The organism is Lentzea indica, assembly GCF_012184385.1.
In the GTDB taxonomy this organism is placed as follows: domain Bacteria; phylum Actinomycetota; class Actinomycetes; order Mycobacteriales; family Pseudonocardiaceae; genus Lentzea; species Lentzea indica.
Genome location: NZ_VSRL01000451.1, coordinates 1 through 3,573 on the forward strand (window position 1 = coordinate 1; position 3,573 = coordinate 3,573).

Here is a 3,573-nt window from a genome sequence, read left to right on the forward strand (position 1 = left end):
CTCCCTGCGCGGCGAACGCGAGCGCCACCGCCCTGCCGATTCCGCGCGACGCGCCCGTGACCAGGACAACCTCGTTCATGACCACTCCCTTGTTGGTGTATATACAACGTACGGACCGCCGAAACGAGCTGCCGACCAGTTCAGGCTCCTGGCGGGTATCCCAGGCCGACCGCCATCTCCCTGACCGCCGTCACGCCCGCCGGTCCGAGCAGTTCCGCGGCCTCGCGCTGAGCCTGCCGCCAGGCCGGCATCACCGACTCGACCTTGGCCCGGCCCGCCGCGGTGAGCGCGACGGTCCGCATCCCCTTGGCGTCCGCCGACGTGGCCTCGATCCAGCCGTGACCGACCAGCAGTGTCAGGTTGCGGCTGACCGTGGACCTCTCCAGCTGCAGCACTTCGCCCAGCCTTGACGGTGGACACGGGCCCACCGCGCCCAGCGCCGCCAGCAGGTTGAGCTGCGCGATGGTCAGGCCGTGCCCGCTGAGAGCACCGTCGTAGAGACCCGTGAGCGCCCGGCCGATCAGCCTGATGCGCGCCGCCAGGCAGTCGTCCACGATCTCGTCAACGGAGCCCACCGGCACAGTGTTGCATATACATCAATCGGCTGTCGACACCAATTCCACCTCGAAGCCGTCCTCGTTCTCCAGGAACGCGGCGTAGTGGTCGGGGCCGCCGGCGTGCGGGTGCTTCTCGGCGAACATCAGCTGCCAGCCGTTGCGCTGGGCTTCTTCGGTCAGCCGGTCGACGTCGGCGCGGGTGCCCGCGTGCAGGGCCAGGTGGTTCAGGCCGGCTTTCATCCGATCGTGTGGACCTGTCAGTGCTGGAGACTGCTCGACCACGACGTACGTGCGGTCGAGCTTCCAGCTGACGCCCGCGTTCCAGCGCTGGTGCTCGGTCCAGCCGAGGGCGGAGAAGAGCCAGCCGAACGTGGCTTCGGCCCGGGCCAGGTCCGGCACCCAGAGCTCGACGTGGTGCAGCGTCACCTCTTGAGCGCGAGCCAGCGCAGCGCCAGCAGGTAGCCCTCCACGCCCAGCCCCACGATCACACCGCTCGCGATCGCCGAGATGACGCTGTGGTGCCGGAACTCCTCGCGCTGGTGGATGTTCGAGATGTGCACCTCGACCAGCGGCGCCGTGAGCTGCGAGCACGCGTCGCGCACCGCGATCGAGTAGTGCGTCCAGGCTGCGCCGTTGAGGACCACCGCGATCGAGGCGTCGGCTGCCTCGTGCAGCCACGCGACCATCTCACCCTCGTGGGCTGTCTGGCGGACCTCGACCTCGAAGTTGAGTTCCTTGCCCTCCGCCACGCACATCTGGACCAGGTCCGCGTACGTCGTGCGGCCGTAGACGTCCGGCTCGCGGGTGCCGAGGCGATCCAGGTTCGGCCCGTTCAGCACGAGGACCCTCACAGCAGCACCTTCCCCGAACCGGACGACGGCTCGGCGGCCACGGCCGAGTACGCGGCGGCGATCAGGGCCGGGTCCGGGCCCTCCAGGCGGCCGGGCTTGGCCAGGCCGTCGAGCACCACGAAGCGCAGCACACCCGCCTTGTTCTTCTTGTCGACCTTCATGCCCTCCATCAACTGCGGGAGGGCGTCCGGGTCGTAGGACGTCGGCAAGCCGAGGAGCTGCAGAACGGACTTGTGGCGGTCGGCGGTCTCGTCGTCCAGGCGGCCTGCGAGGCGGGCCAGTTCGGCGGCGAAGACCAGGCCCACGCTGATGGCGGCGCCGTGGCGCCAGCGGTAGCGCTCGCGGCGTTCGATCGCGTGACCCAGGGTGTGGCCGTAGTTCAGGATTTCGCGCAGGGACGACTCGCGCAGGTCGTTCGTGACGACGTCGGCCTTGATCTGGATCTTGCGGCGGACGAGCTCGGCGAGCACGTCGCCCGTGGGGTCCAGCGCCTTCGCGGGGTCGGCCTCGATCAGGTCGAGGATCACCGGGTCGGCGATGAAGCCGCCCTTCACGATCTCGGCCATGCCGGCGACGAGTTCGTTGCGCGGCAAGGTTTCCAACGTCGCGAGGTCGACGAAGATGGCGTCCGGCTCGTAGAACGTGCCGACGAGGTTCTTGCCCGCGTCGGTGTTGATGCCGGTCTTGCCACCGACCGCGGCGTCGACCATGCCGAGCAGCGTCGTCGGGATGTTCACCAGGCGCACGCCGCGCATCCACGTGGAAGCGACGAAGCCCGCCAGGTCCGTCACCGCGCCGCCGCCGAGGCCGACCACGACGTCCTGGCGCGACAGGCCGATCTTGCCGAGCACGTCCCAGCAGAAGCCGGCGACGGCGAGGTCCTTGCCGTCCTCGGCGTCGGGGACCTCGACGCGGTGTGCGTCGGCTCCGACGGCCTTCAGCTCGTCGACCAGCACCTCTGCGGTCGCGGCGAGCGTCGGCTGGTGCACGATCGCGATCTTGGCGGTGCCCTTGAGGAACTCGACGATGTCGCCGAGCAGGCCGCGGCCGATCACCACGTCGTAGGGCTTCTCCGCGGCGACCCGGATGCGCACGGGCTCGGTCATTCGTCAGCTCCCTTGATCACCGCTTCGGTCACCTGCTCCGGATCGAGGGCGTCGGTCAGCACCTCGATCGTGGCGACCTCGCGGTACAGCGGCAGGCGCGCGTCCAGCAGCGCCTTGAAAGTCGCGCGCGGGTTCAAGCCGGACAGCAACGGCCGTGCGGACGACATGCCGGTGCGGCGCACGCCCTCGGCCATGCCCACGTTGAGAAACACGACCGTGTGGCTCTTGAGGCGGTCACGCGTCTTCTGCGAGAGGATCGCGCCACCGCCGAGCGCCAGCACACCGTCATGCTCTTCGAGTGCCTTGGCGACCGCTTCTTCTTCCAGGGCACGGAAAACCGGCTCGCCATCGTCAGTGAAGATGTCCGAGATCGGCTTGCCCGCGGTCTCGACGATGTCCTCGTCGACGTCGCGGAAGCCAAGGTTCAGGCGCTTGGCCAGCAGCTCGCTGACCGTGGTCTTGCCGGCCCCAGGAGGCCCCACCACGACGAACCTGGGACTCACATGCCCTCCCAGCGTGCTTCCAGGGCCTTGAGGTACGCGTGGGCGTTGCGGCGCGTCTCGTCCAGCGAGTCGCCGCCGAACTTCTCCAGCGCGGCCTCGGCCAGCACCAGCGCGACCACGGACTCCAGCACCACACCGGCGCGCGGCACGGCGCACACGTCCGAACGCTGGTGGATCGCGACGGCGGCCTCACCGGTGCGGACATCCACAGTGGACAGTGCACGTGGGACGGTCGAGATGGGCTTCATCGCAACGCGCGCACGGAGGATCTCGCCGTTGGTGATGCCGCCTTCGAGCCCGCCGGCGCGGTTCGATCGGCGCGTGACGCCGACGGGGCCGCTGCCGCGGTCGATCTCGTCGTGGGCCTGCGAACCCCAGCGCTTGGCGGAGGTGAAGCCGTCGCCGATCTCCACGCCCTTCATCGCCTGCACGCCCATGAGGGCGGCGGCCAGGCGCGCGTCGAGGCGGCGGTCCCAGTGCACGTGCGAGCCGAGGCCCGGCGGCAACCCGTACGCGAGCACCTCGATCACGCCGCCGACGGTGTCACCGGCCTCCA

6 protein-coding genes are annotated in these 3,573 nt (G+C 69.6%); all 6 read right to left on the reverse strand.

Going from position 1 to position 3,573, the window contains the following annotated elements; translation table 11 throughout:
• Positions 1-140 precede the first annotated feature (140 nt).
• The gene (locus tag FXN61_RS48175) at positions 141-575 is read right to left on the reverse strand and encodes a MarR family winged helix-turn-helix transcriptional regulator (RefSeq protein ID WP_312878569.1); all 435 of its coding nucleotides are present in this window, start codon (positions 573-575) and stop codon (positions 141-143) included.
• Positions 576-596: 21 nt separating this feature from the next.
• A complete protein-coding gene (locus FXN61_RS48180; RefSeq protein WP_312878570.1) occupies positions 597-983 on the reverse strand; it encodes a VOC family protein in 387 nt (128 codons plus the stop codon).
• Positions 980-1,408: a type II 3-dehydroquinate dehydratase gene (gene aroQ / locus FXN61_RS48185; protein WP_167980449.1), complete on the reverse strand. Its 429-nt coding sequence runs from the start codon at positions 1,406-1,408 to the stop codon at positions 980-982. Before aroQ ends, FXN61_RS48180 begins: the two co-directional genes overlap by 4 nt.
• Positions 1,405-2,514, reverse strand: coding sequence for a 3-dehydroquinate synthase (aroB, locus tag FXN61_RS48190; protein ID WP_167980450.1), 1,110 nt, complete (start codon positions 2,512-2,514; stop codon positions 1,405-1,407). Before aroB ends, aroQ begins: the two co-directional genes overlap by 4 nt.
• Complete coding sequence (locus tag FXN61_RS48195; protein WP_167980451.1) at positions 2,511-3,017, reverse strand: shikimate kinase; 507 nt, start codon at positions 3,015-3,017, stop codon at positions 2,511-2,513. The genes aroB and FXN61_RS48195 overlap by 4 nt, the downstream gene beginning before the upstream one ends.
• Positions 3,014-3,573 (reverse strand): chorismate synthase (locus FXN61_RS48200; protein ID WP_167980452.1); only part of this gene is annotated, 560 nt, incomplete at its 5' end. The genes FXN61_RS48195 and FXN61_RS48200, both read right to left, overlap by 4 nt.

What these genes read in the sequence shown, in the direction of transcription:
- aroB (WP_167980450.1), bottom strand. Translation starts at nt 2,514, where the DNA reads ATGACCGAGCCCGTGCGCATCCGGGTCGCCGCGGAGAAGCCCTACGAC.